The 25,376-nt window shown below is 71.5% G+C and carries 24 protein-coding genes; 14 read left to right on the top strand and 10 right to left on the bottom strand.

Features of this window, described 5'->3' with window-relative positions:
- Nucleotides 1-19: 19 nt before the first annotated feature.
- Nucleotides 20-943: an ornithine cyclodeaminase family protein gene (locus JOE55_RS02475; protein WP_204781916.1), complete on the bottom strand. Its 924-nt coding sequence runs from the start codon at nt 941-943 to the stop codon at nt 20-22.
- Nucleotides 944-1,080: 137 nt separating this feature from the next.
- Here JOE55_RS02475 and JOE55_RS02470 point away from each other — a divergent pair, with 137 nt between their 5' ends.
- Nucleotides 1,081-2,283, top strand: coding sequence for an acetyl-CoA C-acetyltransferase (locus JOE55_RS02470; protein WP_204781915.1), 1,203 nt, complete (start codon nt 1,081-1,083; stop codon nt 2,281-2,283).
- Between the two features lie 25 nt (nt 2,284-2,308).
- Here the strand turns inward: JOE55_RS02470 and JOE55_RS02465 are convergent, their stop codons facing one another.
- Both JOE55_RS02465 and JOE55_RS02460 read right to left on the bottom strand, forming a co-directional pair.
- Entirely contained in the window at nt 2,309-3,673 is a 1,365-nt protein-coding gene (locus JOE55_RS02465; protein ID WP_204781914.1) for a threonine/serine exporter family protein, read from the bottom strand.
- Nucleotides 3,674-3,945: 272 nt separating this feature from the next.
- Nucleotides 3,946-5,295: a threonine/serine exporter family protein gene (locus tag JOE55_RS02460; protein ID WP_239546396.1), complete on the bottom strand. Its 1,350-nt coding sequence runs from the start codon at nt 5,293-5,295 to the stop codon at nt 3,946-3,948.
- A 77-nt stretch (nt 5,296-5,372) separates the two neighbouring features.
- On the opposite strand from JOE55_RS02460, the gene JOE55_RS02455 reads away from it, so the two are divergent.
- Nucleotides 5,373-6,893: an SDR family oxidoreductase gene (locus JOE55_RS02455; protein WP_204781913.1), complete on the top strand. Its 1,521-nt coding sequence runs from the start codon at nt 5,373-5,375 to the stop codon at nt 6,891-6,893.
- Between the two features lie 66 nt (nt 6,894-6,959).
- Here JOE55_RS02455 and crcB read toward each other — a convergent pair whose 3' ends face one another.
- The 3 genes from crcB to JOE55_RS02440 are packed head-to-tail and all read right to left on the bottom strand — an operon-like array spanning nt 6,960 to nt 8,584.
- Complete coding sequence (gene crcB / locus JOE55_RS02450; protein WP_204783177.1) at nt 6,960-7,349, bottom strand: fluoride efflux transporter CrcB; 390 nt, start codon at nt 7,347-7,349, stop codon at nt 6,960-6,962.
- On the bottom strand, nt 7,349-7,900 hold the full coding sequence (locus JOE55_RS02445) for a fluoride efflux transporter FluC (RefSeq protein ID WP_204781912.1): 552 nt from the start codon (nt 7,898-7,900) through the stop codon (nt 7,349-7,351). Before JOE55_RS02445 ends, crcB begins: the two co-directional genes overlap by 1 nt.
- 42 nt (nt 7,901-7,942) lie before the next feature.
- Nucleotides 7,943-8,584, bottom strand: coding sequence for a flavodoxin domain-containing protein (locus JOE55_RS02440; RefSeq protein ID WP_204781911.1), 642 nt, complete (start codon nt 8,582-8,584; stop codon nt 7,943-7,945).
- Nucleotides 8,585-8,689: 105 nt separating this feature from the next.
- Here JOE55_RS02440 and JOE55_RS02435 point away from each other — a divergent pair, with 105 nt between their 5' ends.
- Both JOE55_RS02435 and JOE55_RS02430 read left to right on the top strand, forming a co-directional pair.
- On the top strand, nt 8,690-9,013 hold the full coding sequence (locus JOE55_RS02435; protein WP_204781910.1) for a helix-turn-helix domain-containing protein: 324 nt from the start codon (nt 8,690-8,692) through the stop codon (nt 9,011-9,013).
- Nucleotides 8,956-9,738, top strand: a complete 783-nt coding sequence (locus JOE55_RS02430; RefSeq protein ID WP_338125487.1) for a LysR substrate-binding domain-containing protein — start codon at nt 8,956-8,958, stop codon at nt 9,736-9,738. Before JOE55_RS02435 ends, JOE55_RS02430 begins: the two co-directional genes overlap by 58 nt.
- Here the strand turns inward: JOE55_RS02430 and JOE55_RS02425 are convergent.
- Entirely contained in the window at nt 9,654-10,253 is a 600-nt protein-coding gene (locus tag JOE55_RS02425; protein ID WP_204781908.1) for a hypothetical protein, read from the bottom strand. The genes JOE55_RS02430 and JOE55_RS02425 overlap by 85 nt on opposite strands.
- Nucleotides 10,254-10,474: 221 nt before the next feature.
- On the opposite strand from JOE55_RS02425, the gene JOE55_RS02420 reads away from it, so the two are divergent.
- The 3 genes from JOE55_RS02420 (at nt 10,475) to recQ (ending at nt 14,722) form a co-directional block, all read left to right on the top strand.
- On the top strand, nt 10,475-11,755 hold the full coding sequence (locus JOE55_RS02420; protein WP_204781907.1) for a serine hydrolase domain-containing protein: 1,281 nt from the start codon (nt 10,475-10,477) through the stop codon (nt 11,753-11,755).
- Nucleotides 11,756-11,880: 125 nt separating this feature from the next.
- Entirely contained in the window at nt 11,881-12,759 is an 879-nt protein-coding gene (locus JOE55_RS02415; RefSeq protein WP_204781906.1) for a siderophore-interacting protein, read from the top strand.
- A 112-nt stretch (nt 12,760-12,871) separates the two neighbouring features.
- Nucleotides 12,872-14,722 (top strand): DNA helicase RecQ, encoded by a 1,851-nt coding sequence (recQ, locus tag JOE55_RS02410; RefSeq protein ID WP_204781905.1) that lies wholly within the window; start codon nt 12,872-12,874, stop codon nt 14,720-14,722.
- Here recQ and JOE55_RS02405 read toward each other — a convergent pair.
- Nucleotides 14,715-15,092 carry a hypothetical protein gene (locus JOE55_RS02405; RefSeq protein WP_204781904.1) on the bottom strand — a complete coding sequence of 126 codons (378 nt, stop codon included), beginning with the start codon at nt 15,090-15,092 and terminating at the stop codon, nt 14,715-14,717. The two genes, recQ and JOE55_RS02405, sit on opposite strands and share 8 nt — an antisense overlap.
- Nucleotides 15,093-15,460: 368 nt before the next feature.
- Between JOE55_RS02405 and JOE55_RS02400 the strand changes: the two genes are divergently transcribed.
- The 6 genes from JOE55_RS02400 (at nt 15,461) to JOE55_RS02375 (ending at nt 20,247) form a co-directional block, all read left to right on the top strand.
- Nucleotides 15,461-16,216: a YggS family pyridoxal phosphate-dependent enzyme gene (locus JOE55_RS02400; RefSeq protein ID WP_239546394.1), complete on the top strand. Its 756-nt coding sequence runs from the start codon at nt 15,461-15,463 to the stop codon at nt 16,214-16,216.
- Between the two features lie 107 nt (nt 16,217-16,323).
- Nucleotides 16,324-17,562 carry a hypothetical protein gene (locus tag JOE55_RS02395; protein ID WP_204781902.1) on the top strand — a complete coding sequence of 413 codons (1,239 nt, stop codon included), beginning with the start codon at nt 16,324-16,326 and terminating at the stop codon, nt 17,560-17,562.
- 52 nt (nt 17,563-17,614) lie between these two features.
- Nucleotides 17,615-18,247, top strand: coding sequence for a nucleosidase (locus tag JOE55_RS02390; protein ID WP_338125404.1), 633 nt, complete (start codon nt 17,615-17,617; stop codon nt 18,245-18,247).
- Entirely contained in the window at nt 18,244-18,969 is a 726-nt protein-coding gene (locus JOE55_RS02385; RefSeq protein ID WP_024290256.1) for a lipoate--protein ligase family protein, read from the top strand. The genes JOE55_RS02390 and JOE55_RS02385 overlap by 4 nt, the downstream gene beginning before the upstream one ends.
- Nucleotides 18,969-19,766 carry an SOS response-associated peptidase gene (locus JOE55_RS02380; RefSeq protein WP_204781901.1) on the top strand — a complete coding sequence of 266 codons (798 nt, stop codon included), beginning with the start codon at nt 18,969-18,971 and terminating at the stop codon, nt 19,764-19,766. The genes JOE55_RS02385 and JOE55_RS02380 overlap by 1 nt, the downstream gene beginning before the upstream one ends.
- A gap of 49 nt (nt 19,767-19,815) precedes the next feature.
- Complete coding sequence (locus JOE55_RS02375) at nt 19,816-20,247, top strand: pyridoxamine 5'-phosphate oxidase family protein (protein ID WP_204781900.1); 432 nt, start codon at nt 19,816-19,818, stop codon at nt 20,245-20,247.
- 3 nt (nt 20,248-20,250) lie between these two features.
- On the opposite strand, the gene JOE55_RS02370 is transcribed toward JOE55_RS02375, so the two are convergent.
- Nucleotides 20,251-22,014 (bottom strand): ABC-ATPase domain-containing protein, encoded by a 1,764-nt coding sequence (locus tag JOE55_RS02370; protein WP_204781899.1) that lies wholly within the window; start codon nt 22,012-22,014, stop codon nt 20,251-20,253.
- A 156-nt stretch (nt 22,015-22,170) separates the two neighbouring features.
- On the opposite strand from JOE55_RS02370, the gene JOE55_RS02365 reads away from it, so the two are divergent.
- The gene (locus tag JOE55_RS02365; protein WP_204781898.1) at nt 22,171-24,579 is read left to right on the top strand and encodes an ATP-binding cassette domain-containing protein; all 2,409 of its coding nucleotides are present in this window, start codon (nt 22,171-22,173) and stop codon (nt 24,577-24,579) included.
- Nucleotides 24,580-24,652: 73 nt separating this feature from the next.
- Here JOE55_RS02365 and JOE55_RS02360 read toward each other — a convergent pair whose 3' ends face one another.
- Nucleotides 24,653-25,288: a DNA-3-methyladenine glycosylase I gene (locus JOE55_RS02360; RefSeq protein ID WP_204781897.1), complete on the bottom strand. Its 636-nt coding sequence runs from the start codon at nt 25,286-25,288 to the stop codon at nt 24,653-24,655.
- Between the last annotated feature and the right edge of the window lie 88 nt (nt 25,289-25,376).

The following is a 25,376-nucleotide window of genomic DNA, read 5'->3' as shown; positions in this document are numbered from 1 at the left end:
CCCGTTCTTCGCTGAGCTCTCAGTCCTCCAGCACCCCGACGGCGACGGCCAGGTCCTGCCAGGACATGCCCATGCCCTTGAAGACGTTGGGGCGCTCGTCGCGCCGTGCGACCTCGCCGGTGATAGAGGCACGCAGCGGGATCAGGTCGGCCTCGGCCAGGGCGCCGTCGTCGATCGCCATGACCACATCGCCGGCCTCGCGCAGTGCCGCCGCCGGATCCTCGACGACGACCAGCGAGCGCCCCATCAGCGCGGCGTCCAGCTCGCGGCGATCCGGTTCGTGAGAGCCCATGGCGATCACGCAGGCGCCATCGGGAACCAGGGAGCCGTCGAACAGTGGCTCGGCAGCGGAGGTGGCGCACACGACGATCTCCGCCTCGGCCACCGCATCGGCGGTGCCGGCGACGACCTGCGGACCGATCTGCTGCAGCCCGGAGACCAGCCGCTCGACCTTCTCCGGGCTCCGCCCCACGATCGTGACGCGCTCGAGCGGGCGGATCGCCAGCATGGCGTGCACGTGCGCCTCGGCCTGCGGGCCGGTGCCGAACACCACCAGATGCTTCGCCTCGGCCGGAGCGAGGTCCTCGGCGACGGCAGCCGAGACGGCCGGGGTGCGCAGAGTGGTCAGCGCAGCACCATCGAGCAGGGCCGTGGGCGTAAGGGTGCGGGTGTCCATCAGGAGGTAGGTCGCCTGGATGCGCGGCAGGCCGAGCTGCGCGTTTTCGGGGGAGACGGTGGCGACCTTCACGCCCGTCCACCGCGTGAGCGTCGAGGGCATCCGCAGCACGTGCCCGGGCCCGGCCGGGACGCCGATGCGGTGCGGATCCTCGGAGGGGTCGAAGCCGTCGAGGATCGCCTGCCGGATCAGGCGACGGGCGCGATCGGGGGAGATGCGCTGCGCGATCTGCTGGGCGGTGAACCACTCGGGCTGGGTGTCGCTCATGGTCAGGCTCCTTCGCTGCGGGGTGGGTGCTTCGAGGAACGCTACGGGCGTTCACTGGACTTGAGTCGGTAGGGCTTGAGCTGTCGGACCCTCGATCCACAATGGTGAGAGGAATCACAGCAGAAGGAGACCTCCCCATGACCGCCGCACCCGCCACCACCGACCCCGTCATCGTCGGAGGCGCTCGCACGCCGTTCACCCGGCTGCTCGGGGCACAGGCTTCGCTGAGCGCCGTCGAGCTCGGGACCTCCGCGATCCGCGGGGCGCTGGAGCGTTCCGGGGTAGGGGCCGCGTCCGTGGACACGGTGCTCATGGGCCAGGTCGTCCAGGCCGGCGCCGGTCAGAATCCGGCGCGCCAGTCCGCGATCGCCGCGGGCATCGGCCGGGACGTGCCCGCCATGACCATCAACAAGGTCTGCCTCTCGGGGCTGGCCGCGATCATCGACGCCGCCCGCCTGGTGCGTCTGGGGGAGGCCTCGGTGGTGGTCGCCGGCGGCCAGGAGTCCATGACCAACGCTCCGCACCTGCTGCCGGGCTCTCGCACCGGGCACAAGTACGGGACCGTGGGGCTGCTGGACTCCGTGGCCCACGACGGCCTCACCGACGCCGACACCGGCGAGTCCATGGGGCTGCTGACCGAGCAGGGCAACGTGCAACGCAGCCTCAAGCGTGCCGAGCAGGATCAGGCTGCGGCAGCCTCGCACCAGCGGGCAGCTGCCGCTCAGGAGGACGGGATCTTCGCCGACGAGATCGTCCCCACCGAGATCCCGCAGCGCAAGGGTGATCCGGTCAAGGTGAGCGCCGACGAGGGCGTGCGCGCCGATGCCACCGCCGAGTCGCTGGGCAAGCTGCGACCGGCCTTCTCGAAGGACGACGACGCCTCCGTCACCGCCGGCAACTCCTCGCCGCTGACGGATGGTGCTGCCGCGGTGATCGTGACCTCGCGGGCCTACGCGGAGGAGCACGGACTGCAGATCCTGGCCTCGATCTCCGGGGCCGGGCAGGTGGCCGGACCGGATACCTCGCTGCATTCCCAGCCGTCGAACGCCATCAAGGCCGCGCTGTCCAAGGCCGGGTGGACCGCAGAGGAGCTGGACTTCATCGAGATCAACGAGGCCTTCGGCGCCGTCGTGTGCCAATCGCTGGCAGATCTCGACTACCCGCTCGAGAAGACCAACATCCACGGCGGGGCGATCGCCCTGGGCCACCCCATCGGCGCCTCGGGCGCTCGCCTGGCGCTGACGGCCGCCTACGAGCTGAGCCGACGTGGCGAAGGCAAGGCTGCGGTGTCCCTGTGCGGCGGCGGCGGACAGGGTGATGCCCTGCTGCTGAGCCGGTGAGGGGCCGTGCGCTCGCGGTGAGGCCTCACAGCCGCACGTGCTGCAGGGTGTCCGCGGGAAGCTGACGCGCCTCGAGGCGGGCACCGGCGGGATCGTCATGCGGGTCGTCGTCGGGGTGATCGTCGAGCCCGAGCGCTCGGGCGGCGGTCAGGGAGCGCGAGGCCAGGAACTGGCCGAGCAGCCCGCCCATGGACAGGCACAAGGCGGTGACGGCTCCGGAGATCAGCTGGTCCCCGGAGCCGTCCACGCCGAAGATCGTGCCGAGCATCCCCTGGTAGATGTACGACCCCGGGAACAGCGGCAGCAGCGCGATCATCATGGACGCGTTCGACGGCAGCCCCAGTGAAGGAGCGGCGCGCACGCAGATCGCCCCCACCACCACAGCGGCGGCCAGGATCGCCACGAAGGAGCTCAGCCCGACCGCTTGAGCGATCAGCACGAGCACCTGCACGAGGCCGCCGAGCGCCGCGAGCGCGACCAAGCGGATTCCTCGCCCGCTGCTGGCCAGCCCGTAGCCGCCGGATACCAGCACGGCGCCGGTGATGGCGGTGGCCCAGGAGAGGCCGTCGGGGCGCAGAGCCTCGATGTAGGCCACCGACTCCCCGACGAACGGCGCCATCAGATGGATCCCCAGCGCCACGCCGGCCACGAGCCCGGCGGTGCGCGAGGCGATGTCCATGACGCGTCCGGCGGCGGAGAGGTACCAGCCGGTGATCATGTCCTGGGCCGCACCGTAGGCGGTGATCCCGGCCAGCCACGCCGCCAGTGCGGCCACGATGCACAGGGCTGTCTGGGCGTCGTCGATCACAGCGGTCGCGGCGGTGGCCCCGAGCACTGCGGTGAGCCCCGCGGCGGCCAGGGAGAAGATGCCGGGGGAGCGCAGGTGCTGCATCGCGGCGTAGGCGGCATAGGCGGCCACCGACAGCACCCCGGCGCACAGCGCCGTGGCCGCGGTGCCGCCCATGAGCAGGCAGAACCCCACGCCCAGGAGGCTGAGCCCGGCTGCGGGGATCGCATGCCGGGCACCGGTGTGCTGAGCGCTGCCGGAGCCGCCGGCCTCCCGGGACTCGAGCTCGGTCAGGCACTCGCGCACAGTGCGCCGGCCCTGGGCGAGGTCGTCGAGCATGGCCGTGATGCGCCGACGCAGCTCGAGGTCAAGGGAGCCCGGCGGCGCCTCGGAGACGTGGGTGATCGCAGCACTCGTGCCGCGACCGGGGCGGCTGAGAATGATCTGGCCCATGGTCACCCCGACGGTGGCGTCATCCACTCCGGCGCTGCGCAGTGCACGCTGCAGGCACGTGGTCGTGGCGGCGGAGCTGGCCCCGCCGCGGATCAGCGCCTCGCCCAGCAGCACGGCCAGGCGGAAGGCGTCGTCGTCTCGTGAAGGCATGGCCAGGACGCTAGCGACGCCCCCGGCGCAGGGGCTGGGCCAGCGGTGCTCAGCACCGGCGGGCGGAGTGTGAATCGTCTGGACTGCGCCTTTCCCGCTCCTGACGACGCCCCGCCTGTCGCGCTAGCCCGGGCCTACGTGCGCCGATGCGCGATGTGCCTCCTCGTGCGCAAACAACCACATAGGCATTGGGGTTGGTGGGGCGTGGGATCAGGCGGAGAGGCCGCGCCTCAGCGCCCCATCCGTGAAGAGGGCCTCATGGCCCAGGAGACCTACTGGGAGAACGGCCGGGAGAAGACCGGCACCATGATGTCGCGGGCGTTCTGCTCCACCGGCATCTCCTTGCGGAAGGTGCGCCCGGGGTGGGCCCTGGCGAACTGGCGGGCGCGAGTGGCCCACAGTGCCTCCGAGGCCAGGTACTGTCCGAGCAGGCCTCCCACGGACAGGCAGAAGGCCGTGATGGCGCCCTGCAGCAGGGCGTCCGCGGCGCCTTCGACGGAGAAGATGATCCCGAGCACCCCCTGGTAGACGTACATGCCGGGGAACAAGGGCAGCAGCACCACGGTCATGCTCGCGTTCGAGGAGACGCCCAGCGCTCGAGTCAGCACCACGCACATGCCCCCAGTGATCACCGACGCCGCCAGCGTTGCCGCATAGGAGCTGACGCCCATTTCGCCCAGGCTGAGCACGCCCACCTGGACCAGTCCGCCGAACACCGCGAGAGAGGCCAGCACTCGACCGCGCCCGCCCGCCGAGAACGCGAAGCCGCTGGAGACGAGCACCGCGCCCACGATGGAGGGGACCCAGCGTGAGCCGTCGGTCTGCAGCGTCTCCAGGAAGCCGGGGTCCCGGCCCAGCAGCGGCTCGAGCAGATGGATTCCCAGCGCCACGCCGAACACCAGGCCCGCAGTGCGTGTCAGCACGTCCATGAGCCGCCCGGTCGCGGAGAGGTACCAGCCGGTGATGACGTCCTGGACAGCGCCGTAGGCCGCGACGCCTGCCAGCCAGGCGGCCAGGGCCGCGACGATGCACACCGCCGTCTGCGCGCCGTCGACGACGGCGGCGAGCCCGCTGGCCCCGGCCACTGCCATCAGGCCGCCGGCGCCCAGGCTGAAGATCCCTGGGGCGCGCAGGTGCTCCAGGGCGGCGAAGGAGGCATAGACGACGACGGCCAGGAGTCCCGCCGCGATCGTCGTGATGCCGTTTCCTCCGAGGATCATGCTGAACCCCACGCCAATCGCGCTGAAGCCGAGGGCGGAGGGCCAGTGCGACGCCAGGCTGCGCTGCGTCTCGAGCTCGTCCAGGGCCTCGAGAGCCTGTGTCGCCTCCAGATTCCCCAGGACCGCGTCCTCGAGGATCCGATTGGCCTGGGAGCGCAGATGGATGTCGAGCGTCCCGGCGGCCGTCTCGTGGACGCGCGTGCTCGGGGCTGCTCCATCCTGTCCCGGCCGACTGATGGTGATCTGGCCCATGGTGATCGCCACGGAGACGTCATGCAGCTCGGAGCTGCGGTAGAGCGCCAGCAGGGACGAGGTGGTGCTCGCCGAGCTGGCGCCGGAGCGGATCAGGGCCTCGCCCAGGCGCATGGCCAGATCGTCAGTGGCCTGAGGGTTTTGTTGCATGCACGGGACCCTATCGTTCGGGGACGACTCGGGCTGCGGCGCATGCGTCGTCGGTGCTCCGGCGTAGTGTGTGGTGCATGACTCATCGCGTGCTCGTCACTGGATCCACCGGCTATGTGGGCGGGCGCCTGGTGCCGCGCCTGCTGGAGGCCGGCTATGCGGTGCGGGTGCTCGTGCGCTCGCCGCAGCGCCTTGAGGGGGTGCCGTGGCGCCAGGACGTAGAGGTGGTCCAGGGCGATCTGGGCGACGCCGAGACCGTGGAGAGGGCCTCCCGCGGCGTGGAGACCTTCTACTACCTGGTGCACTCGATGTCCTCGGGCTCGGACTTCGAGGCGACGGAGCTGGCCATGGCGCGCACGGTCGCAGCCGCCACCGCCCGGGCCGGAGTGCGTCGGATCGTCTACCTGGGAGGGCTGCACCCGGAGGGCGTGGAGCTCTCCCCGCACATGCGCTCGCGCACCGCGGTAGGCGATGCGCTGCTGGCGGGCGACGTCCCCGCGGTGGTCTTCGAGGCCGGCGTGGTGATCGGCTCCGGCTCGGCATCGTTCGAGATGATCCGCCACCTCACCGAGAACCTGCCGGTCATGCCGGCGCCCAGCTGGGTGCTGCGCCGGATCGAGCCCATCGCGGTGCGGGACCTGCTGCACTACCTGGTCCACGCCCCCGAGATCCCGGAGGGCACCAACCGCCGCTTCGGTATCGGCTCGCGCGAGGTCCTGACCTACGGGGCGATCATGTACGGCTACGCGCACGAGGCCGGTCTGGCCCAGCGCCGGGTCTACGCCCTGCCGATCCCCGCGCCCCGGCTGGCCGGCTGGTGGGTCGCGCTCACCACGCCGATCCCGCGCCCGCTGGCGGTGCCGCTGGTGCAGTCCCTGCAGCACGACGCCGTGACGGATGACCACGACATCGATCAGTACATCGCCCCGCCGGCCGACGGGCTCACGGGCTACCGCCGGGCCGTGCGCCTGGCGTTGGGCAAACTGGCAGCCGACGAGGTCGAGACCACCTGGGCCTCTGCGGCCAACACTCCGCCCTCGGACCCGCTGCCCTCGGATCCGGACTGGGCGGGGCGCAGGGTCTATGTGGATGAACGCAGCCGCTCCGGCTCGGCCTCACCGGACGACGTCTGGGCCGTGATCCAGGCGATCGGCGCGGACAACGGCTGGTACTCGTGGCCGCTGGCCTGGTCGGTGCGCGGGGTCATGGACAAGCTGGCCGGGGGAGTGGGACTGGCTCGGGGCCGGCGCAGCCGCGACCGCCTGGTCGTGGGCGAGGCCGTGGACTGGTGGCGCGTGGAGTCGATCACCACCGGGCCCGACGGTACCCGTACCCTGCTGCTGCACGCCGAGATGAAGGCCCCGGGACAGGCCTGGCTCGAGCTGTCCGCGGTGCCTGAGCACGGAGGGGGCACAGAGTACCGCCAGCGCGCGATCTTCTTCCCGCAGGGAGCGGCAGGCAAGGCCTACTGGTGGGGCGTGTACCCGTTCCACGGGTTCATCTTCCCGTCCATGGCGCGCAACATCCTGTCGCGGGCGGCTGAGCGGGGAGCAGACCGGGCTGCTGAGAGGGGAGACCGAACGGGCGCGGCTGACTGAGCGGGGTGGCCGGACCGGCCCTCCCGGCTGAGTGGGGAAGCCGCCTGGGACCGGCTGAGGCCGGTGTCAGGCCGCTGGCCCGAGCCACAGGCTCAGGCCCAGCCCGAGTCCTGCCGCACCGACCGCGATCACGAGCGTCCCCAGCCCGTGCACGATGCCTGCCGCCCAGCGCCGCCGCTGCAGCAGCCGGACGGTGTCCACGCTGGCCGTGGAGAATGTGGTGTAGCCGCCCAGGAACCCCGTGCCGAGCACGAGGCGCCAGGCCTCGGGCAGCAGCCCGCTCACGGTGAGTCCCGTGATCAGGCCCAGCAGCAGCGAGCCCGTGATGTTGATCAGGACCGTGGGCCACGGGAAGTCGGCCTCCGAGAGGGACGTCAGCAGTCCGTCGAGCACGAAGCGGCAGACCGCTCCCATGCCGCCGGCCACGGCGATCGCCAGGGAGAGCAGCGGCGTCATCATCGGCCCTCACCCGAACGAGGGTCGGTGCTGGGGTGGGTTGCGGGGCCCGCGTCGGATGTGGCCATGAGGTCAGAGTCGGCCTCAGGGCTGGAGTCCGCGCCTGCGTCAGGCCGCAGCGCCGCGGCCACAGCGATGCCCGCCCATGCCGCGATGCCGCCGGCGATCACGCTGCCCAGCAGATAGACCGCACCCAGCGCGGGTGCCCCGGAGCCGAGCATCTGCGCCCCGTCCACGGCCAGCGTGCTGTAGGTCGTGAACCCGCCCATGAATCCGGTGCCCAGCAGCAGGCGCAGGTGTCTCAGCGGCGCCTCGTGAGGGCCGCGGCGGGCCAGTGCCTCCAGCAAAAGCCCGAGCAGGAAGGCGCCGAGGAGATTGACGGCCAGGATGCCCAGCGGGAATCCCGATGGCGTGCCGAGGACCAGCGAGACTGCCTCGCGGACGGCCGTGCCCAGCGTCCCGCCCACCAGCACCAGGGCGATCGCGCCCGCCCGCAGGTGCGCAGGCCGCGGGGCAGCAGCGGGCGAGGGGACGGCTGAGCGCGGGGCCATGGGGATCCTTCCGGGCGAGAGACAGCGAGCATCCTCTCACCCTCAGCCCAGCGCCTGCGCGACTCCCGTCAGCTCCTCGACCGCGCCCTGCGCCCACGCGCGGGCTGCGTCGTGCGGCGGGATGGCCGCGGCTGCGTCGTGCCGGCCGAACTCGCCCACGCGCTGGGCCCCGCAGGCCCGCAGCGTCTCGTCCAGGATCTCGCCGCCGCGCGAGTAGGTCGCGTGGTACGAGTGATCGCCCAGCCCGAAGATCGCGTAGCGCAGGCCCTCCAGCGACGGCGCCTGCTCCCGCAGCGCCTGGCAGAACGGGCGCGCGGAGACCGGCAGCTCGCCGTCGCCGTAGGTCGAGCAGATCATCAGGTGGGGCACCTCGAGTTCCAGCGCGCTCGCGGGATCCTGAGGATCCAGGGAGGCGATGTCGCGCACCGTGACGTCCAGGTGCTCGCTCAGCGCCGCGCCGAGCTCCTCGGCCACGAGCTCGGCATTGCCCGACTCGGTGCCGAACACGATGCCCAGCATCGGCAGCCCCTCGGGGGATGCACGCCGGGCGCGGGTCGGTGCGGCGGCATCCGTGTCGGGCAGCTGCTGGGCCCCGTCGACGGCGGCCACCTGCCCGTCCTCGATCCGGGACATGTAGCGCAGGAAGTCGCGATGGACGGCCCAGAGAAGAGCTGTGGTCGCCATGGGGTCCTCTGCGGGCCTCGGATGCTGTGTCCTTCTACTGTGAGGCGCGTCTCAACTACTGTTCAACTGCGAATAAGAGTCCATCTTCCGCAGGTGAGATGCGTTATGGCCGCTGACCAGCACGACAACCGCGACGATGCGGCCACGCCGCCTGCTGCCTCGGAGTCCATGGACCCCGGATTCACCCTGCGCCAGCTGGATCTCTTCGTCGCCGCCGCCGAGCACGGGGGATTCGCCCCGGCCGCCCAGGCTCGGCACCTGAGCCCCAACTCGGTGGCGCAGGCGGTCACGGATCTGGAGCGGCGGATGCAGACGCGCCTGGTCCTGCGGCATCGGGCTCGGGGGATCACGCCCACGCCTCGGGCCGCAAGCTGGCGGAGGCCGCGCGCGATCTGCTGCGCCGCGCCGGCGAGCTGCCACGCGGTCTGAGCGGGGACGCGCTGAGCGGGCCGGTCTCCGTGGGCTGCTACACCACGCTCGCACCCACCGCGGTCCCCGAGCTGTGGACGGCACTGGCGCAGCGGCATCCGGAGCTGGAGCTGCCCGTGCGGGAGGGCTCCGGAACCGAGCTCGCCCAGCTGGTGCGCGACGGGTCCCTGGACATGCTGATCGCCTACGAACTGGCGCTTCCCCCCGACCTGCCGCGGCGACAGCTGTTCCTGGCGCAGCCCATGGTCGCACTCGCCGGCAGCCATCGGCTGGCGGATCGAGAGCAGATCGAGCCGTCGGAACTGGCTGAGGAGCCGCTGATCCTCTTCAACCAGCCGCCCAGCGCGCAGTCCACCCTCACCCAGCTGCGCCGGCTCGGACTCAGCCCGACGATCGCCCACCGCACCGCCGACTTCGAGCTCATGCGCTCGCTGGTCGCCCGCGGCCTGGGCTTCAGCATCCAATACCTGCCCGCGCCCGTGCCGCTGAGCCGCGAGGGCCTCCCGATCGTGACTGTGCCGCTGGCCCGCGACGCCGTCGTGGAGCCCGTGGTCCTGGCCTGGTCGCCCGATGCGGAGCCGACCGCGCGCCGCGGCGACGATGGCGCTGATCCGCGAGCGCCTGGGCCAGCAGGAGCGGATCACATGACGGGGTCGGGCACCCCGAACGGGTTGGGGACGCCGTCGGTGACATCCCAGTCCGCCGGGTCGGTGGTGGCGCAGTAGTCCTTGATCTCCTGCAGGGCCGAGGCGCTGGGGATGCCGGCGGGGAAGAAGTCCGAGTAGCAGGCGCCGCCTGCCTGGAAGTGGGCGAAGGCCTCGTCGGAGAGCCCCGCGGGATTCTGGGCGGCCTGGCCCTGGCTGGTGCCGGTCTGGCTCGGCTGTTCACCCTGGCCCTGCTGGGCCGGGTCCTGGCCTGCCGCCGGGTCCTGCCCTGCTGCGGGGTCCTCGGTGAAGCCGGGGATGTCCTCCGGGCCCGGGTTGGCGGGCACGGCTCCCTGCTCGACCGGGGCGGAGTGCGGTGCGGGGGAGCTCGTGTCCTCCGCCGTCTCCTCGGCCGACCCTTCTGGCTGCCCCGTCTGCTCGGTCCCCGTCGAGGGGCTGGCCTCCGGGGAGCTCGCGGCCTGCGAGGTCTCCTCGGCCGGCGTCGTGGGATCGGCGCTGTCGTCGTCGGAGCCGCAGGCGGTGAGCGCCAGAGCGAGGGCCGCGGTGACGGCGAGGTGACGGGGTGCGAGCTTCATGGGTCTCCTGTCATCTGCGCGGATCTCGGCCGGAGTAAGAGGCGGCCAACGGGGCTTCCGCAGCATCTCCATTCAACAACGTCGTGGGATTCGCCGCATCCGGGCAGAGGCGGCCGTCGTCCTGAGGCGCCCTCGGAGCGGCGATAGGGTCGTGCTCACCTGACCACCCGAGCATGCTCCGGTCCGTCGCCGGTGCCTGCCGCCACTGGAAGGCTTCCGCCATGACCTCGCCGTCGCACCTCGCCCGTCCGTCCCGTCGTCAGCTGATCACCGGAGCAGTGCTGGCCTCCGCCGCCGTCGCCGCACCCGCGCATGCCGCCCCCGGCGGCAACGGCAAGGGCAAGGGACAGGACATCGGCTTCCGGCGCGAGGCGATCCAGAACGCCCTCGAGGCCATGGTGGACGACGGCGCGGTGGGCGTCGTCGCCTCCGTCGTCGGCGCTTCCGGAGGCTTCCAGACGGCGGCCGGCCTGCGGCAGATCGGACGGGACTCGACCAAGCCCCAGGATCGGGCGAGGGTCGCCTCGGTGACCAAGGGGATGGTCGCCACCATGGTCATGCAGGAGATCGAGGCCGGGCGCTGGAGCCTGGACACCACGATCGACGACGTCGTGCCGGATCTGTACCCCGGCCACGGCCACGTCACGGTGGCCCAGCTGATGAACCACACCTCCGGGATGCCCGACGGGATCTACACCCTGCTCGGCGTCGGGGATGGTCAGGAGGCCGTCACCTCTCAGCAGCTGAAGGCCGCGATCGCCAAGCACTACCCCGAGCGCGAGCTCGTGCGCACCGCCCGCGAGCTGGACTGGCTGTTCGAGCCCGGGGAGGCGATGGCCTACTCGAACACCGGCTACGTGGTGCTGTCGATCATGCTCGAGGAGGTCTCCGGCACCCGGATCGAGGACCTCCTCCGCGACCGCGTGCTCCGCCCTGCGGGTATGCACCACTCCCGCCTGGAGGAATCCACCATCGTGCGCGGGCGGCACCTCATGCCCTACGGACGGTTCCAGGAGGGGCTCGTGGCTCTGGACACGATCGACCCGTCGATCTTCTCCGGCGCCGGCGGCGTCTACGCCACGGCCGAGGACCTCACGAGCTTCTCGGGAGCGCTGCTGAGCGGGAAGCTCGTGGACCCGGAGCTGGTCGAGCAGATGATCACGCCGCGGGGCGCGGCCGCCGAGGCGGGCATGGGCTTCGGCCTCTACGTCGCGGCCAGCCGCTGTCTGGACAGCTCGGGGCAGCCCGAGCGGCTGATCGGCCATGACGGTGCCGGGTTCGGCACCCAGACGCTGTCGTTCTCCACGGTGGACGCCTCCCGCCGGATGGCGGTGGCCTGGACAGGCCGCTCGTGGGTTCCGGGCGGCCCGGTCCCTGACGCCAACGCCGCTCTGCTGGCCGCGTTCTCCGCGACCTGCCCGGGTGAGACGCTGCCCGGCTCTCAGGCCGACGGCTCCGCCGGCGAAGCCGCGGCAGGGGAGGGCTCGGCCCTGCAGCTGTGAGCTGGGGTGCGGCCGCCGCTCAGGATCCGGGACGACGAGGCGCCTGTCGCAGACCTGCTGCGTGTGGCGCATACCCCATCCCCTGGCTAGCGTGGTGAGTCTGATCTCGTTCCCAGGAGGCCGTCATGTCGAAGCACCGTCGTGGGTCGTTGCCCGAGAGCACGCGCGATCGTCGTGAGGAGCGCCCGGAGCGCAAGCGCGAGGGCATCGGCATCCGCCGTCTGCGCGTGGTCCGCGTCGAGGACATCACCCCGCAGCTGCGTCGGATCGTGCTGACCGGGGAGGACCTGGGCGGCTTCCCGTTCCGGGAGTTCGCGCCCTCGGACAAGGTCAAGCTGCTCTTCCCGGATCCGTCCACCGGCTTGCTGCCGATGCCGGAGTCCACGGAGAAGGGCCTGCGCTGGCCCGGCGGGCGCAAGCCGCAGACGCGCAGCTACACGGTGCGCGGCTTCGACCCGGAGGCCTCCGACGGTCAGGGCGAGCTGCTGATCGAGTTCGTGCTCCACGACCACGGGCTCGCCGGCAGCTGGGCCCTGCGCGCGGCTGCGGGCGATGAACTGGGCGTGCTCGGCCCCAAGGGCGCCCGTCAGTTCCCAGCTGCTGCGCATTACGTGGCCCTGGGCGATGAAACCGCCCTGCCGGCCATCTCCCGGCTGATCGAGGAGGCGCCGGCTGAGTCTCGGGTGAGCGCTGTGATCGAGGTGGCCGACGCCGCCGAGGAGCAGCAGCTGGCCTCCCGCACCGGGGCCGACGTGCAGATCCGGTGGATGCACCGCGACTCCACACCCCTTCCCGACGGCTGCCTCAGTCTCCTGGAGCCGACCGTGGACGAGCTCGATCTCGGGGATCCTGAGGAGCTCTTCGTCTTCGCGGCGGGGGAGTCGCACGCCATGAAGGCCCTGCGCGGGCGGATCGCCGAGCGTGTGCGGCTGAACAAGCACCAGCTCGATATCCACGGCTACTGGAAGGACCGCACGCGGGCCGACCCGCGGCGTCGTCGCTGAACCCGCAGCCACCCCCGCGTGGCAGGTCCGAGGGCTAGACTGCTCGGGCATCTCGTCGGGCCCGGGCCCGACGGCACCGATCCGCGAGCACGAGAGGCAGGCCGGGTTCCGCGTGACGACCTCCACAGCACCCCAGCTGGAGACCCAGGCACTGCGGATCCTCGAATCGGTCTTCGGCTACGAGTCCTTCCGCGGCAAGCAGGCGGAGATCGTGGAGCACGTGGCCGCAGGCGGCGACGCCGTCGTGCTCATGCCCACCGGCGGCGGCAAGTCGCTGTGCTATCAGATCCCCGCCCTCATGCGCTTCGGCACGGGCGTGGTCATCTCCCCGCTGATCGCGCTGATGGAGAACCAGGTCGACGCCCTGGCCGCCGTCGGCGTGAACGCTGCGTATCTGAACTCGTCGCTGTCCTTCGAGGAGGCCGACGAGATCGAGCGGAGGCTGCTGGCCGGTGAGCTCGACATGGTCTACATGGCCCCCGAGCGGCTCGTGCAGCCGCGCACCCTGCAGCTGCTCTCGCGGGTGCAGGTCTCGCTGTTCGCGATCGACGAGGCGCACTGCGTGTCCCAGTGGGGCCACGACTTCCGCAAGGACTACCTGGGCCTGTCCGTGCTGGCCGAGCGCTTCCCCGACGTCCCCCGGATCGCCCTGACCGCCACGGCCACGCAGGCCACCCATGAAGAGCTCACGCAGCGGCTGTCCCTGCAGGACGCCCAGCACTTCGTGGCCAGCTTCGACCGGCCCAACATCCAGTACCGGATCGTCGAGAAGGACCAGCCGCGCCAGCAGCTGCTGTCCCTGATCCGCAACGAGCACCCCGGAGACGCCGGCATCGTCTACTGCCTGTCCCGCAAGTCCGTGGAGCAGACCGCCGCGTTCCTGTCCAAGCAGGGGATCGACGCCGAGGCCTACCACGCGGGTCTCACCGAATCCGAACGCTCGCAGCGCCAGGCACGCTTCCTGCGGGAGGACGGCGTGGTCATGGTCGCCACGATCGCCTTCGGAATGGGCATCGACAAGCCCGACGTCCGCTTCGTGGCCCACCTGGACCTGCCCAAGTCGATCGAGGGCTACTACCAGGAGACCGGCCGCGCAGGTCGCGACGGTCTGCCAGCGACCGCCTGGCTGGCCTACGGCCTGCAGGACGTGGTGCAGCTGCGGCGGATGATCGATCAGTCCGAGGGCACCGCCGAGCACCAGCGCTCGCAGCGCCAGCACCTGGACGCCATGCTCGCGCTGTGCGAGACGATGACCTGTCGCCGCGTGCAGATCCTCAGCTATTTCGGGCAGACCGGTGAGCCCTGCGGCAACTGCGACAACTGCCTGAACCCGCCCCAGGGCTGGGATGCCACCGTCCCCGCGCAGAAGATCCTCTCGGCGATCATCCGCCTGGACCGCGAGCGTCGCCAGCACTTCGGCTCGGGGCAGCTCATCGACATCCTGCGCGGCAAGCCGAATCCCCGCTCCACCGAGTCCAACCACGAGGCGCTGAGCGTGTGGGGCATCGGCCAGGACCTCAGCCCGCAGCAGTGGAAGGGCCTGGTCCGGCAGCTGCTGGCCCGCGACGTCCTGGCCGCGGTGGGGGACTACGCCACCCTGGCCCTGGGGCCCGAGGCCGACGGCGTCCTGCGCGGTCGCACCACGCTCGAGCTGCGCAAGGAGTCGGGGCGCAGCAGGGCCTCGGCCCCGCGCGGATCGCGGACGACGGCCGCCGCGGCGCGCAGCGAGCTCACGCCGGAGGAGATGGAGATCTTCGAGGCGCTGCGCAAGTGGCGCACGGCCCAGGCGAAGGAGCAGGAGGTCCCCGCCTACGTCGTGTTCGCCGATGCCACCCTGATCGCGATCGCCCAGCGCCGCCCGGAGACCACCTCGGACCTCCACGGCGTCAGCGGCATCGGCGCCAAGAAGCTGGACCGCTACGGCTCCGCCGTCGTCGACGTGGTCACCCGGACCCTCAGCTGACCCGTCCCGTCATCATCCGCAGGCCGCTGAAGCTGTCTGATGCGCCGCCGCTTCGGCGCTCGCCCCATCGAGTGGCGTCGCGGCGCGCGATCGAGGACCCGCTGTCATCGAGTGGCGTGGTGGTGTGCGTTTCGACATCAAAACGCACACCACCACGCCACTCGATGCGGGAAGCGCACGGCAAGGCCGCTCGATGGGTGCGGCGTAGGCGGGGGGCGGCGGCGATGGTGGAGCCCACCGCCATCGTGGCGACCAGCGCGGAGGCGGAGACGGCCGAGGACGCCTTCATGAGGCGAGTCCGGCGCAGGGCGGGCTCGAGGGCGGTCTCGGTGGTGCGAGCTGCCCGGGTGTTCGGCCGCTTCTTGGCCATGGTGTCTCTCCCTTGAGTGCTGTGACATGCGAACCACCCGGTTCGCACCGGCGAGATGAGGGGGCGCCGGCGCCGCGCTGTGCACGGCATGTCGAAACGCTTGAAAAGTAATCAATGCCGCAGGTCAGAGTGCGTGACGCGTCACCACAGAGAGGGGCAGTGATCACGACATCCCCCGAACAGTTGTGCATTGAACTGGGGCAACGCGAGTTGCCGGGTGTTGTCGATCACATCTAGGTCGAAATCTGACCCCAGATGAGCGGGGACGGTCGCGTCGTCACAACCCGATGCGAATGGATCGAATTAGACGCTGGCCGGCCCATGGGTCGGGGAAGCGGCTCGACCGACGGTGACCTACCGTGGAGCTCATGGATTCGACGACTCAGCAACCTCACCGGACGCACGACTCCTCCGCGCAGGAGCAGGCCCGTGAGATCGCCGCCGGCCTCGAGGGCGTGCGCGAGCGCATTGCAGCGGCGGCGCGGGAAGCCGGACGCGATCCGGAGGGCATCCGCCTGCTGCCGGTGTCCAAGACGGTGCCCGCCGAGCGGCTGCGCGCCGCCGTCGCCGCCGGGTGCCGGGAGCTGGGGGAGAACAAGGTCCAGGAGGCCGCGGGCAAGGCCGCCGAGCTCGCCGACCTGGAGCTGCGCTGGTCGGTGATCGGGCATCTTCAGCGCAACAAGGCCAAGGACGTGGCGGCCTTCGCCCACGAGCTGCAGTCCCTGGACAGCCTGCGCACCGCAGAGGCCCTCGAGCGCCGCCTACAGGGAGAGGGGCGCAGCCTCGAGGTGATGGTCCAGGTCAACACCTCCGGCGAGGAGTCCAAGTCCGGGCTGGCCCCGGAGCAGCTGCCCGAGCTGCTGAGCGAGCTGGAGCAGTTCGAGACGCTGCGGGTCACGGGGCTGATGACCATCGCCATGGACTCCGAGGACGAGCAGCGGGTGCGCAACTGCTTCCGGCTCCTGCGTCAGCTGCGCGATCGGGCGCGCGAGGACGGCCCGGGCTTCGTGGGCGATGGCGAGCTGTCCATGGGCATGTCCGGCGACCTCGAGCTGGCGATCGCCGAGGGAGCCACCTGCGTGCGGGCGGGGCGCGCGATCTTCGGCCAGCGCCCGCGCCCCTGAGGCGGGGGCCCCGCCTGATCTGAGCGGGGCCGGGGCAGCAGGGTATTGTTGCCCTCCCGCAAAGGCCCTGTGACGGCAGCGGCGGAGCCCCCGAAGGAGATCTGCGCATGAGCGGAAGTCGCACCGAGACCTCGGAGTATGCGGATCCCCTGGTCATGGAGATGGGGGAGCGGCGCCGACGGAACCTGTTCGGCGCGCGCAACGTGCTCTCCCTGCTGGCCCTGCTCGGGCTGTGCATGGCAAGCACCTCGCTGGCAGCCGGCGGGGCCCCGGGGGTCTGGATCCCCTGGCGCTCCGAGGCCGATGAGCGCAGCTACCTCTTCGCCACGATCTGCCTGCAGGCGGCCATGACGATCAGCGGCATGCTGGTCGCCCACACCGTCCTCAGCCAGCCGCCGCGCGTCGGGCCCCGGATCCTGGCGGGACGCATCGGCACGTACTTCATCACCCTGATCCCGACCGCGGGCGTCCTGGTGGTCGCCGAGCTGCTCAGCGACGGCCCCCTGCCGGTGCCCCGGCTTCTCGTGGCCATGATCGCGGTCTATCCGGTGTGCATAGCGGTGATCGACCTGCTGCTGGCGCCCCTGCTGCTGCGGCAGTGGGCGTGGGTGATCGCCTTCGCCGCGCTGACGGTGTGGATGGTCGTGGCGCTGGCCGCCGGCACCACCCAGGTCTCGGCTCCGACCACGTTCATGGCGGTGCTCTCCGGGGTGGAGTTCCTCTCCGACGCCGCGACCGTGAACTTGTTCCTCACGCTCGGAACGTGCTTCTGGGCCGGAGCCGGCGTGGCCTGTCTGGGAAACCTGGTGGACAGCCACAGCCCGGTCGTGCGGACCATGGTGCCGCCCGTGGCCGCGCTCGGCACGCTGATCTTCCTGCCGCAGATGCTCACCGGCGCCTCCGTCGGACACATCATGCTGGCCACGGCACTGGCCCCGCTCGTGGACGTCGACCAGCCGCGCTGGCTGACGGAGTTCGACGTCGGCTTCGGTCTGCTGACCATCGGCTGGCTCGCGGGTGTCGTCGGCAGCCGCCTCGTGGTCGGGACGATCACCCCGTGGGGCACAGCGGTGAGCGCCCTCGTGATCGGCGGCGGTCTGAGCGTCCTCATCGGATCCCTGGTGGGGCGCCCCTGGGGCAGCGGCACATCGTCGGACCCGCACGGGGCGGCCTCGGCGCTGAGCGGCCGAGGCGGGCGCCACCGGGACGCGACGCGGCGCGGACGGGCCCTGAGGCCGGGTGAGCACACCGGGTTCCCGGACTCGCGGCGTCGTCTGGTGGCCGATCAGGGACGGACGTACTGGGAGGAGCGCGCGCAGGACGACGACGAGCCCGGGGCGCGCTGAGCACCACGACGCCTGCGCCGCCGGGCTGGTGCGCCCCATTAGAGTGGGGCGCGTGAATCGAGTGCTCGTCATCGCGGCGCATCCGGCGGAGACCGCGCAGCTGCCACCGGAGGCCGACGTCGTCCTGACCGGGATCGGCATGTCCCGAGCCGCCGCGGTCACGGCCCGTGCGGTGCTCGAACGGGCTCCGTCGCCGGCCGAGCGCCGTGGGCTCAGGGTGGTGAACCTGGGCAGCTGCGGCGGCCTGCGGCCCGGTCTGTCGGGGGTCTGCGAGCCCTCCGAGATCCTCAACCGGGATATCGACGCCGAGCTCATGCGCGCCATGGGCTCCGATCCCGATGACCTGATCCGCCTGTCCGAGCTGGGGCAGACCGGCGACGGCTCCGTGCTGGCCACCGGCGACTCGCTCGTGGCCGGCGGGCCGGTGCGCGATGCCCTGGCCGAGCGGGCCCACCTGGTGGACATGGAGGGCTTCGCGGTGGCCACGGCCTGCCGCGAGCTGGGCGTGTCCCTGCGCATGGCCAAGCACGTCTCCGACGACGCCGACTCCCAGGCCCTCGAATGGCTCGAGCGGGTGCAGATCTCCGCGCGCGAGCTCGCCGCCTGGTACCGGGCCCATCACCACGAGCTGGTCTCCGGCGCACCGGCCGACGCAGCGTCGAATCGACCGGAGGACGAGGTATGAAGCTGATCCGACAGCGCGATTCCCTGGGGCCCGAGCTGGACTACACCGCCGGCGAGCGGATGCTGCGCGCAGTGCGGGCCAGCCGCGAGCCCGTGCTGCGGCTCTACCAGCCCCGGCCCACGGTGGCCTTCGGGCGCCGTGACGAGCTGCTGGCCGGCTTCGGCGCAGCGGAGCGCTCCGCTCGGCGCAGCGCCTTCACCCCGCTCGTGCGCAAGGTCGGCGGGCGGGCGGCCGCTTACCACCGCGGCTGTCTGATCATCGACCACATCGAGCCCTCGGAGGATCCCAAGGCCGGGATCCAGGACCGCTTCGAGCTCTTCGGCGACATGATCGTGGCGGCCCTCGAGGAGCTCGAGGTCCATGCGGATGTCGGCGAGCTGCCGGGGGAGTACTGCCCCGGGGAGCACAGCGTCCACGGCACGGGGCGCACCGTCGATCGGGCGCAGGCGCAGATCAAGCTCGCCGGTGCCGCCCAGCGCGTCGTCTCCGATGCTTGGTACTTCTCCACGGTGATCGTCGTGGAGCAGTCCGAGCCGCTGCGCTCCGTGCTCACGGACGTCTACCGCGACCTCGGCCTGCAGTGGGATCCCGGCACCTGCGGGGCCGTCGACGACCTCCGCCCCGGCACCCGCGTCTCGGAGGTCGAGGCCGCGGTGCGCAAGGTCTACGGCATGTACGCCCGCCACATGGGCTACGGATCACTGAGAGAGCAGGCCTTCTGATGTGCGGACGCTATGTGATCGCCCGGGCCGCCGGGGACCTGATGGCTGATGTCGATGCCGCCCCCGGCGAGCACTTCCAGGGCGAGGACCTCGACGAGCTGCGGGCCAACTGGAACGTCGCGCCCACCACCGAAGTGCCCATCGTCCTGGAGCGGCTCGACGGGGGCCAGGTGCTGCGCGAGCTGCACGTGGCCCGCTGGGGTCTGGTGCCGTCGTGGGCCAAGGAGATCTCCGTGGGCGCCCGCATGTTCAACGCGCGCTCGGAGACCGCCGCCGAGAAGCCCTCGTTCCGCGCGGCCGTGAAGAAGCGGCGCTGCGCGATCCCAGCCAACGGGTACTACGAGTGGCGCAAGCGGCTCGGACCCGACGGCAAGCCCGCCAAGGGCACCAAGGACGCTCCGGCCAAGCAGCCGTACTTCATCCACCCGCCCAGCGAGTCCGAGAACATCTGGTTCGCCGGGCTCTACGAGTGGTGGCAGGACCCGCAGGGCCAGTGGATCCTCTCGTGCTCGATCCTCACCGCCGACTCCCCGGATCCGGACAGCGACGACGAGACCCTGGCCGAGCTCGCCGCGATCCACGACCGCATCCCGGTGGCCATGGATCGCGATGCCCTCGATGCCTGGCTCGACCCCTCCGCGGAGGACAAGGACGGAGCCCAGGCCCTCATCGAGCGCGTGGTGGCCCAGCACGAGACGGTGGCGGCCACGTGGGAGCTGAGGCCGGTGGGCCAGGCCGTGGGCGGCGTGCGGAACAATTCGCCGGAACTCGTCGAGCCGGTGGCCTCCCTCTTCTAGCGTGGGAGCACTGGGGGATCCGCCCCGGCGGCACCGAGCAGGAGGATCCATGAGCGATTTCACCGAGAACCCGTCCGCCGCGCTGGCGGCCTTCGTCGCGGACGTCGGAGGCGTGGTCGTGGCGACCGAGCCGGTCGACGGCGGCTTCCCCGAGTCCGCGTGGGTCAACACGGCCGTCACGCCGTCCGGTCTGATCGTGTTTGGGACGTCGAAGGAATCGCGCAAGGCCCTCAACCTGCAGTCGAACCCCAAGGTCTCGCTTGTGGCGGTGGACGGCCAGGGTCATGAGATCCAGGCCCATGCTGAGGCTCAGGTCCTGACCGGCCCGGAGGCAGGGCAGGCCGGTCAGGCGCTCGCTCAGGCCCACCCCGGAGGCGATCCCGATCCGGAGACCGCGATCCTGGTGGGGCTATCGGTCGTGTGGGCCCGGTGGGTCGACGCCACGCAGGTGCCCCCGCACGCGGAGGAGGCCTCCTTCTGAGCTTCAGCTCGAGCGCTCGGCCAGGCTCCGGCAGCGGCTCAGCGCCGCCAGGATCTCCGCGCGACGCGGCCTGGCCATGTCGCCTGGATGCCCCCGATGCGCGGACAGCGTGTCCAGGCCGTCGCGGTCGATCGTCTCGAGAACCCGATCGATCGCCGCGGCCGCTGTCGTCGTCCCGTCCAGGTGCCCGGCCGCAGCGTCCAGCGCCAGGGCGATCGCCTGGGTCTGGCCCGGCTCCATGAGCTGGGCCAGCGCCGAGAGGTCGACGTCCTCGTGGCCTCGCTGGATCGTGTGCAGTCCCCGGGCCCGCGACGGCTTGGGGCGCTCGCCGTCCCCGCTCGATCCCCGTTCGCGCCGGCCGCGCACGGAGCCGCCGTCGCGGCGCGGGGCGCCCAGGGCTCCGGCAGGCAGCACGCGGTCCACGCCGTGCGGGAAGAGCTCGTCATCGCCCTCCTCCAGAGCCGCCGGATGCTCGGCGATCAGCTGCCGCACCTGCGCGGTGGCATCGCGCGGCTGGTAGGACTCCATGGCGATCACATGATCGGCCGCTTCGAAGAACGCGCTGGAGCCGCCGGCCACCAGCACGGTCGAGACGCCGAGCTGGCGGTGCAACGGCCCGATCCTGTCCATGAACGGCGTGATCGGCTCGGCATCGGCCGGGATTAGAGCGCGCATGCGAGCGTCGCGGATCATGAAGTTCGTGGCCGAGGTGTCCTCATCGATCAGCAGGGCGGGGCTGCGCGCCTCGATCGCCTCGACCAGACCGGCGGCCTGGGAGGTCGAGCCGCTGGCATTGGCAGTGACGAACGCGGAGGTGTCGGTGCCCTGCGGAAGCCCCCCGATGAACGGGGAGATGTCCGTGCCGGCCACGCTGCGTCCGTCCTCGGCTCGGATGGACACGGCGTCGGGACGGGTGAGCACCCACTCGCGTCCATCGCCGGCGATATGCGGATGGATCCCGCGCTCCAGGGCTCGCAGCAGCGTGGACTTGCCGTGGTAGCCGCCGCCCACGATGACCGTGATGCCCTCCGAGATCCCCATGCCGGTGACCATCCGGCCGCTGGGCAGCTCGAAGCTCGTGCGCAGGGTCTCGGGGCACTGCAGGGGCTGTGCGCCGCGGCGCAGCGGAAGGTCGGAGTCTCCGGAGGCCCGCGGCAGGATCGAGCCCTCGCCCACGAAGGCGATCAGCCCGCGCTCGCGCAGCTGCGACTGAAGATCCAGCTGATCCAGCACCAGCTCCACATGCTTCCGCAGCGCCTCGACGTCCAGGGCGCCGGGCAGCAGCGAGCGCTCCACCGCCTCGGGCAGGGCCTCGGCCAGCAGTACCGTCGCCGCTCGGCCGCGGATCCGTCGCCCGCCGGCCGGCAGCGCGGCCTCCAGACGCAGCTCCAGGCGCTCGGGGCCGACGAGCACGGCCGTGCGCTCCAGGACCTGCTGGCCGGGGGTCATCATCCGCAGCGAGCCGGCTGACTTGTCGTGGCCGCTCGGGGTGACCCGCTGCAGCGCCGCGCAGAACACGCGGTTCAGGTGATCGCCCGCGGCCACGCGCTGGGAGTGCTCGCGCACCAGCTCGGCTGGCACCGCGGTCGCCGCTCGATCGAGCACCAGGCGGATCTTCGACGGCGGCGCATACGGATCGGACTGCACATGATCCACGTGCAGGACCGCGGGGCCCAGGTCCCAGGCACCCTGCAGATCGCGGTAGGCGGGGTAGCCGCGCCCGTCCATCCGGGCGAGCTCACGGCGGAGGTCATCGAGGGTGCGCATCCCTCCAGGCTAGGCACGAGCTCGGCGTCTCGGCCAGCGAGGGCCACGCCGTCCGCGTCGTCTCCGACGGGTGCCGCGGTGGCGCCCCTCGTGCGTCGAGCGGCGCCGTGGCGTGCCCAGCCGCATCGTCGGGGGCCTTCCGTACTCTGGTGCCTCATGAGCGATCCAGCCCCCCGTGACGCCGCCGGCAGCGGCCGGGACAGCACCGCCGAGCGAGCCCATGAGTTCATCCGCGTGCTCGGCGCGCGGGCGAACAACCTGCAGGGCGTCGACCTCGAGATCCCCAAGCGCCGACTCACGGTCTTCACGGGGGTCTCGGGCTCGGGAAAGTCCTCACTCGTGTTCTCCACCGTCGCCGCGGAGTCGCAGCGTCTGATCAACGAGACCTACAGCTCGTTCGTGCAGGGGTTCATGCCGTCCATGGCGCGCCCGGACGTCGATCTGCTGGAGGGCCTGACCGCCGCGATCATCGTGGACCAGGAGCGCATGGGCTCGAACCCGCGCTCCACGGTCGGCACCGCCACCGACGCCCACGCGGTGCTGCGCATCCTGTTCTCCCGGCTGGGGGACCCGCACATCGGTCCGCCCCCGGCGTTCTCGTTCAACACGCCGTCGGTCACGGCCAAGGGCTCCATCACCGTGGCCAAGGGCAGGCAGGAGAAGCAGCTGAGCTCCTTCACGCGCACCGGCGGGATGTGCCCCGAGTGCGAGGGCCGCGGCATGGTCTCGGACCTGGATCCGCATGAGCTCTACGACCCGACCAAGTCGCTCGAGGACGAGGGCGTCATCAAGGTCCCCGGCTACAAGGCCGGCGGCTGGTCCGTGCGCTACTACGCCGAGTCGGGCTTCCTGGACCCGACCAAGAAGATCGGCGACTACACCGAGCAGGAGCTGCACGACTTCCTGCACCACGAGCCCGAGCGCATCAAGTTCCGGGGCATCAACACCACGTACGAGGGCCTGATCCCCAAGATCCGCACCTCCATGCTCTCCAAGGACCGCGAGTCCATGCAGCCCCACATCCGGGAGTTCGTGGACCGGGCCGTCGCCTTCTCGACCTGCCCGCAGTGCGGCGGCACCCGGCTGTCCCAGGCGGCGCTGTCGTCGCTGATCGACGGCAAGTCCATTGCCGATCTGTGCCGGATGCAGATCACGGAGCTCGCCGAGTGGGTCCGCACCCGCGACCTGACCTCGGCCGGTCCGCTGCTGGAGCCGCTTCAGCAGATCCTGGACTCGTTCATCGACATCGGCCTGGGCTACCTCTCCCTGGACCGAGCCACCGGCACGCTCTCGGGCGGCGAGTCCCAGCGCACCAAGATGATCCGCCACCTGGGCTCGGCGCTCTCGGATGTCACCTACGTCTTCGACGAGCCCACCACCGGCCTGCACCCGCACGACATCGAGCGCATGAACCGCCTGCTGCTGAGCCTGCGCGACAAGGGCAACACCGTGCTGGTCGTCGAGCACAAGCCCGAGGTCATGCGCATCGCCGACCACATCGTGGACCTCGGCCCCGGGGCGGGCTCCGACGGCGGGCGGATCACCTTCCAGGGCGGCTTCGACGAGCTGCGCGCCTCCGAGACCCTGACCGGGCGCCACGTGGAGTACCGCGCCCGCCTCAAGGACGACGTCCGTCGGGCGAGCGGCGCGCTCGAGATCCGCGGGGCGGATGCCCACAACCTCCAGGACGTCGACGTCGACATCCCCCTGGGCGTGCTCACCGTCATCACGGGCGTGGCCGGGTCGGGCAAGTCCTCGCTGGTCCACGGCTCGCTGCCGGCCGATGCCGCGCAGGCCCACGGCGTGGTGAGCATCGACCAGGCGCCGATCCGGGGATCGCGGCGCTCGTCCCCGGCCACCTACACGGGTCTGCTCGAGCCCATCCGCAAGGCCTTCGCCAAGGCCAACGGCGTCAAGCCCGCGCTGTTCTCCGCGAACTCGGAGGGCGCCTGCCCGCAGTGCGGCGGCGCCGGGGTGATCGAGACCGATCTGTCCGTCATGGCCTCGGTCTCCAGCCCGTGCGAGCTGTGCGAGGGGCGCCGCTACGACGCCTCCGTGCTCGAGCACACCTTCGGCGGCAAGGACATCGCCCAGGTGCTGTCCATGTCGGTGGCTGAGGCTGCGGAGTTCTTCGCCGGCGCAGAGGCCAGGATCCCGGCCGCGCAGAAGATCCTCGCCCGGCTGCAGGACGTGGGCCTGGGCTACCTGCGGATCGGCCAGCCGCTGACCACGCTGTCCGGCGGCGAGCGTCAGCGCCTCAAGCTGGCGGCGCACCTGGGGGAGAAGGGCGGGGTGATCGTGCTCGACGAGCCGACCACCGGCCTGCACCTGGCCGACGTAGCCGCCATGCTGGAGATGCTCGATCGCCTCGTGGACGGCGGACGCACCGTGATCGCCGTGGAGCACCACCAGGCGGTCATGGCCCACGCGGACTGGATCATCGACCTGGGCCCGGGCGCGGGCACCGAGGGCGGGCGCATGGTCTTCCAGGGGACCCCGCGCCAGCTCCTCGAGGACGCCTCCACGCTGACCGGGCAGCACCTGGCGGAATACGTGCAGGACTGACGACGGCGGCCGACCCTGCATCGGCCCCATTGCCATGACGGGCCGGTCGGCCTCTGTCCGCCGTCGAGCGTGCTCAGGCCGGCCAGATCCCCGAGGCGCCCCGGCGGTGGGAGCCCATCAGGTGCAGGTCGACCATCCCGATCGCCGACATCAGCGCGTACATGGTCGTGGGCCCCACGAACACGAAGCCCTCCTTCTTCAGCGCCTTCGACATCGCCTTCGACTCCGGCGACTGGGTGGGAACCTCGGCCATAGTCCGCGGCTGCGGTGTGGTCTCCGGCTGGAAGGACCAGATCAGCTGCGCCAGCCCGCCCTCGTCCCGCAGCGCGATCGTGGCCTGAGCGTTCGTGATCGTGGCCCGGATCTTGGCCCGATTGCGCACGATGCCGGCATCGGCCATCAGGCGGGCCTCGTCGTCGTCGCCGAATCCGGCCACGGCCTCCGGGTCGAAGCCGGCGAAGGCCTCGCGGAAGGCCGGGCGCTTGCGCAGGATCGTGGCCCAGGACAGCCCGGACTGGAAGGCCTCGAGGCTCAGCCGCTCGAACAGTCCCTGCTCGTCGCGGATCGGCATGCCCCACTCGGTGTCGTAGTACTGCTTCAGCAGCGGGCCGGCCGCCGCCCACTCGGGGCGCAGCAGCCCGTCGTCGCCGCGCACGAGCCCGTGCTCGTCGGGCGCGGCTCCCGGATGGTCGGCGCTCGGATCGCTCATGGGGCTCCTCGGCTCGAGAGACGGAAGACGGCGGGCGCGCTGCCGCGCGCCCGCCGAGATCCTACGGTCCGGCGAACCCGCCGGGGGT

Source organism: Kocuria palustris (assembly GCF_016907795.1).
Classification (GTDB): Bacteria; Actinomycetota; Actinomycetes; order Actinomycetales; family Micrococcaceae; genus Kocuria; species Kocuria palustris.
The sequence above is the reverse complement of the archived record's forward strand: the minus strand, read 5'-3'. Positions and strand labels throughout refer to the sequence as shown.

Coding starts and splice junctions, on each gene's coding strand:
- JOE55_RS02475 (WP_204781916.1), bottom strand. CDS start 943: ATGAGCGACACCCAGCCCGAGTGGTTCACCGCCCAGCAGATCGCGCAG.
- JOE55_RS02470 (WP_204781915.1), top strand. CDS start 1,081: ATGACCGCCGCACCCGCCACCACCGACCCCGTCATCGTCGGAGGCGCT.
- JOE55_RS02465 (WP_204781914.1), bottom strand. CDS start 3,673: ATGCCTTCACGAGACGACGACGCCTTCCGCCTGGCCGTGCTGCTGGGC.
- JOE55_RS02460 (WP_239546396.1), bottom strand. CDS start 5,295: ATGCAACAAAACCCTCAGGCCACTGACGATCTGGCCATGCGCCTGGGC.
- JOE55_RS02455 (WP_204781913.1), top strand. CDS start 5,373: ATGACTCATCGCGTGCTCGTCACTGGATCCACCGGCTATGTGGGCGGG.
- crcB (WP_204783177.1), bottom strand. CDS start 7,349: ATGACGCCGCTGCTCTCCCTGGCGATCGCCGTGGCCGGCGGCATGGGA.
- JOE55_RS02445 (WP_204781912.1), bottom strand. CDS start 7,900: ATGGCCCCGCGCTCAGCCGTCCCCTCGCCCGCTGCTGCCCCGCGGCCT.
- JOE55_RS02440 (WP_204781911.1), bottom strand. CDS start 8,584: ATGGCGACCACAGCTCTTCTCTGGGCCGTCCATCGCGACTTCCTGCGC.
- JOE55_RS02435 (WP_204781910.1), top strand. CDS start 8,690: ATGGCCGCTGACCAGCACGACAACCGCGACGATGCGGCCACGCCGCCT.
- JOE55_RS02425 (WP_204781908.1), bottom strand. CDS start 10,253: ATGAAGCTCGCACCCCGTCACCTCGCCGTCACCGCGGCCCTCGCTCTG.
- JOE55_RS02420 (WP_204781907.1), top strand. CDS start 10,475: ATGACCTCGCCGTCGCACCTCGCCCGTCCGTCCCGTCGTCAGCTGATC.
- JOE55_RS02415 (WP_204781906.1), top strand. CDS start 11,881: ATGTCGAAGCACCGTCGTGGGTCGTTGCCCGAGAGCACGCGCGATCGT.
- JOE55_RS02405 (WP_204781904.1), bottom strand. CDS start 15,092: ATGGCCAAGAAGCGGCCGAACACCCGGGCAGCTCGCACCACCGAGACC.
- JOE55_RS02400 (WP_239546394.1), top strand. CDS start 15,461: ATGGATTCGACGACTCAGCAACCTCACCGGACGCACGACTCCTCCGCG.
- JOE55_RS02395 (WP_204781902.1), top strand. CDS start 16,324: ATGAGCGGAAGTCGCACCGAGACCTCGGAGTATGCGGATCCCCTGGTC.
- JOE55_RS02385 (WP_024290256.1), top strand. CDS start 18,244: ATGAAGCTGATCCGACAGCGCGATTCCCTGGGGCCCGAGCTGGACTAC.
- JOE55_RS02380 (WP_204781901.1), top strand. CDS start 18,969: ATGTGCGGACGCTATGTGATCGCCCGGGCCGCCGGGGACCTGATGGCT.
- JOE55_RS02375 (WP_204781900.1), top strand. CDS start 19,816: ATGAGCGATTTCACCGAGAACCCGTCCGCCGCGCTGGCGGCCTTCGTC.
- JOE55_RS02370 (WP_204781899.1), bottom strand. CDS start 22,014: ATGCGCACCCTCGATGACCTCCGCCGTGAGCTCGCCCGGATGGACGGG.
- JOE55_RS02365 (WP_204781898.1), top strand. CDS start 22,171: ATGAGCGATCCAGCCCCCCGTGACGCCGCCGGCAGCGGCCGGGACAGC.
- JOE55_RS02360 (WP_204781897.1), bottom strand. CDS start 25,288: ATGAGCGATCCGAGCGCCGACCATCCGGGAGCCGCGCCCGACGAGCAC.